Source organism: Ruegeria sp. CE9 (genome assembly GCF_056537425.1).
The window spans coordinates 1-3,316 of the sequence record NZ_JBQFRO010000031.1 but is presented as its reverse complement, the minus strand read 5'-3'; the positions used below and the strand labels follow the sequence as shown (position 1 = coordinate 3,316).

3 protein-coding genes are annotated in these 3,316 nt (G+C 59.3%); all 3 read right to left on the bottom strand.

Features of this window, described 5'->3' with window-relative positions:
* The coding region (gene tcuB / locus ACR0B3_RS23540) for a tricarballylate utilization 4Fe-4S protein TcuB (protein ID WP_480811187.1) at positions 1-1,066 on the bottom strand (1,066 nt) is incomplete at its 3' end.
* The gene (gene tcuA, locus ACR0B3_RS23535) at positions 1,056-2,450 is read right to left on the bottom strand and encodes an FAD-dependent tricarballylate dehydrogenase TcuA (protein ID WP_480811186.1); all 1,395 of its coding nucleotides are present in this window, start codon (positions 2,448-2,450) and stop codon (positions 1,056-1,058) included. The genes tcuB and tcuA, both read right to left, overlap by 11 nt.
* Positions 2,451-2,461: 11 nt before the next feature.
* Positions 2,462-3,142 carry a GntR family transcriptional regulator gene (locus ACR0B3_RS23530; protein ID WP_480811185.1) on the bottom strand — a complete coding sequence of 227 codons (681 nt, stop codon included), beginning with the start codon at positions 3,140-3,142 and terminating at the stop codon, positions 2,462-2,464.
* Positions 3,143-3,316: the final 174 nt, after the last annotated feature.

The following is a 3,316-nucleotide window of genomic DNA, read 5'->3' as shown; positions in this document are numbered from 1 at the left end:
ACACATCTCTTTTTCGTTGAGCGTCTCGGACCAGCGCAGCAAGCCGATAGAAGCCGTGTGCCATTTTTGTGTAGGGTGTGAGGAGGAAAAAGGTCAGAACCGATCCGAGATGGATGGCCAGCAGTGCGGGCATCAGAGGCGTTGAACCGAGGGCATAGAGAACCAGCCCGCTGAGCCCCACAAACCCGAGCAACAGGATGAAGCCGATATCTCCTGCCCATGCGGAGGCATCACCCAGATCGCGGTCAGATTTCTGTTTGAGCAGCGCCATCGCACCGCACCCCACCGTCAGCAAAATACCTCCGGAGATCCCGAACAGTTTCGGCAGCGACCAGAATCCGTAAGGCGCGTGCATTCCGAAGACATAGTGCATGATCGTCGCGACAGAGGTCGACGCAAAGCACAGCAGGAAGCCATACATGATGGCGTGGTGGATGTGGCGTCGGCCCTGACTGAACCGGTCTTCGTCCTCGAAGTTGCAGCCTTCGCCATGGCCTGCGGCCAGATCCTGCATCTTGCCCGCGCGTTTGAGCGCGGCCATCAGATCAGACATCTGGATGGGCTTGCCGTCCACTTCGGCCCAATAGCGCCTCAGACTGATGGCGATGCTGAACAGAGGCAACAGGAACGCGGGCGCAAATATCGCGACCATCGCGTTGTGTGACAGGACTGCGTAAAACCCCTCGCCTCCGTTCGATCCAATTGCGCGAATGGCCCAGAACAACAGGGCAAAGCCAACGACTAGCGCCAGCGCTATTGCACCACCATGGGTATGGAACCGTCGCGCCAGCGGCTGCGGCCAGGCAAAGCTTTCCCAACTGTCCCGACGAACCTCGGCCAAGGCCTTCGGCAGGTTCAGGTCAAACTCGTGCGGGGCGGTGTACTGACAGGCGTAGTAGCACCCGCGACAGTTGTGGCAGAGATTGGCCAACTGCGTGATGTCCCCATCCGAGAACGCGCGCTCTGCGTGCAGCGACGGGAAGACCGAGCAATAGCCTTCGCAATATCGGCACGCATTGCAAATCTCGGCCTGACGACGGGCTTCCTGGATCAGATCAGTTTGCATAAGCAGCGGCCTCACGTCCTGCGATACGTCCAAAGACGGTTCCAATGGTCATGCCGAACCCGGCCAGATAGCCCTGCCCCAGGATCGAACCGGCCATCGTCTCGCCGGCGGCCCAAAGGTTTTTGATCTTTCCTTTGGGAGTCGAGCATTGGGCTGAGCCGTCGACCTTCAATCCGAGATAAGTGAAGGTCACGCCGGTGCGCAGCGAATAACCATAGAAGGGCGGCTCGATGATCGGACGCGCCCAGTTGGTCTTGGGCGGGGTCAAACCCGAGGTCGTGACCCCGTCTAACTCGGTCGGATGAAATGCGCTGGTATCGCCGCATGCTTCGTTGAATTTGGCAACGGTTGCCTTCAGCTTGTCGGCAGGCAGGTCCATCATCCCAGCCAGTTCTTCCAACGTGTCCGCCTTTAGCGGTGGGAACACCGACGGCATGAACAGGTTCAGCGACTTGGCGTCGATGATCACGTACCCCACCTGGTCCGGCTGCGCCGCTACCAGGCGCCCCCAGATCGCGTAGCGTTTGGGCCAGACATCCTCGCCCTCATCATAGAAACGCTCGGCGTTCTTATTCACGACGATGGAGAATGGTACGCAGTCCAGACGGGTGACGATGCCGCCGTCGAATTTCGGCGCGCGCCCGTCGATGGCAACGGCGTGGCATTGGGTCGGGTCGCCGACGCTTTCTACTCCTTGGTCCAGAAGATCAGACAGGACCACGCCTCGGTTATAGGGCGTACCGCGGATCAGAAAGTTCTTCGCAGGTTCGCCCCATGCACGGGTAAGCCAATCCGTGTCAGCCTGAAACCCGCCCGAGGCAACGATGACCGCCTTGGGCATAATCCGGTGGGATTGACCCTCATAAGTGTAGTCCACCCATTCGATCCGGTCATCGTTCAACTCAAGATGCGTGACGGCGGCCTCGTACAAGACATCCACACCCAGTCCCGCAGCCGTGCGGTAATAGGCGTTAACCAGAGACTTCCCGCCGCCCATAAAGAAGGCATTGGTGCGCGCCAGCGACAGGGTTCCGGATAGCGAGGGCTGGAACCGAACCCCGCGTTCCTCCATCCACGGCAAGCATTCCTCGGACGTGCGGATCGCCAAACGGGCCAGATGCTCATCAGTTTTGCCATCAGTGACCTTGAGCAGGTCCGAGAGGTATTCGTCTTCACCGTACGTATCGACTAACGGCCCCAAAGGAGACGAATGCATGCAGCGAAAGTTGCGCGTGTGGCGCGAGTTTCCGCCGCGATAGGGTTTCGGCGCCGTCTCAAGGATCAGAACGCGGGCGCCTGCTTCGGCGGCGGTCATCGCGGCGCAGAGGGCCGCGTTTCCCCCTCCGATCACAGCGATATCGTAGGCTTCCTTTTGGGTGGCCATATCCTGTCTACCTAATGATTTTCGTCAATCGTACGATCACGTGCTTGCAAGGCGCGGATGCGCATGCGTTGCGCGGCCTGAATATGCGCCCGCATTTCAGTCTCGGCTGCTGCGCCATCGCGGGCTTTCAGGGCGACCATGATGCGTTTGTGTTCGGCCACGGCGGCCTCGGCGCGTTCACCGTCCAGCAATTGGGACGGTCCAAGGATCAACAGCGCCTTTTGCAGAGACATGATGGATTTCGCGAGAAACCGGTTCTTGGCCGCATCCAAAAGCGTCGCATGGAATATCCGATTGATCCGCGCGGCCTCAGGGCCGGTACCCGCCTCGGCCAAGCGGTCATTCAGCACGTCCAACTCATCTAATTCGACATCAGATGCGGCTCGTGCGGCCAGACGGGCTGCAGTGCCCTCCAAAACGGCGCGCATCTCATAAAGCTCCATGACTTCGGTGTAATCCAGGCTTCGCACTGTTGCGCCCTGTCGGGGGATATGCGTGACCAGCCCGTCAGCCTCCAGTTGCCGGATCGCTTCACGCACCGGGGTGCGGCTGACACCCAGCCTCTCGGAAAGCTCCGTCTCGCGCAGGCGATCGCCGGGCAAAAGGATGCCGTCGCGAATCTCATCCAGTAGGCGCTGATACGCAGAATTGCCTTGTGGGCCAGGTTGTAAGGAGGCGTCTTGGATCGTCATCGAGCGCTCACTTGCCATATTGCGTCCAACTGTATACACATGGATACATAGCGAGTCAACGAAGCTGGAACGCAATCTTGCCTACCCAGAACACCGAAACTTCAGCTTTGAAAAAACGAGCCGTTACGTTCGGACTTGCTGTGCTGGGCACCGGTGTATTTTGGGCGCTGAACC